Here is a 561-nt window from a genome sequence, read left to right on the forward strand (position 1 = left end):
CGGACAACTCACCGAATCAAATTGTGGTTAGCATTCTTGGCTAACGAGGCGCTAATTTAATGATTATGAGCCTCATGGTCAAGGCTAAACCGTAAAAAAAGCCTTCTTTTACACTCGTTTGCTCACTAAGTAACTAAATTGAACAAAACAGTGTCAATCAAACGCCTTGATGATAACCCGGAACGCGGAACCAACGACGGCACATATCCAAAAAGTAGCCGTATAACACGCCCATTCCACAAGAAACCACAGCGTTGCTCGCAACTGCCGTAACAATTTGATCATACGATGCACCAACGGCTAAAAGAATGCCGGCGTACACAGGTGATTGGAAAAGCACATACGATACAAGATCAGACACATTTTTCATGAAAGAAGAAGGTGAAAGTTTGTTACCTTGGCGTAAAACCCTATCACGGAACATGCCATAAGGCCAAGCAATCGCGATATTTACTGGTATAGACAACGTGCGTGATGCCAGAGACTGCTCAAACGTCATTCCTGAAATCAAAATCTCGATAATCATCCCTGTAATAAAGCAAAAAACAACCATAGCAAAAG

The 561-nt window shown here is 42.4% G+C and carries 1 protein-coding gene; it reads right to left on the reverse strand.

Annotated features, from left to right (window positions below):
- Positions 1–157: 157 nt before the first annotated feature.
- Positions 158–561 (reverse strand): L-alanine exporter AlaE (locus tag R8O10_RS26795; protein ID WP_318192171.1); only part of this gene is annotated, 404 nt, incomplete at its 5' end.

It is taken from the genome of Vibrio sp. 1727 (assembly GCF_033344415.1).
In the GTDB taxonomy this organism is placed as follows: Bacteria; Pseudomonadota; Gammaproteobacteria; order Enterobacterales; family Vibrionaceae; genus Vibrio; species Vibrio alginolyticus.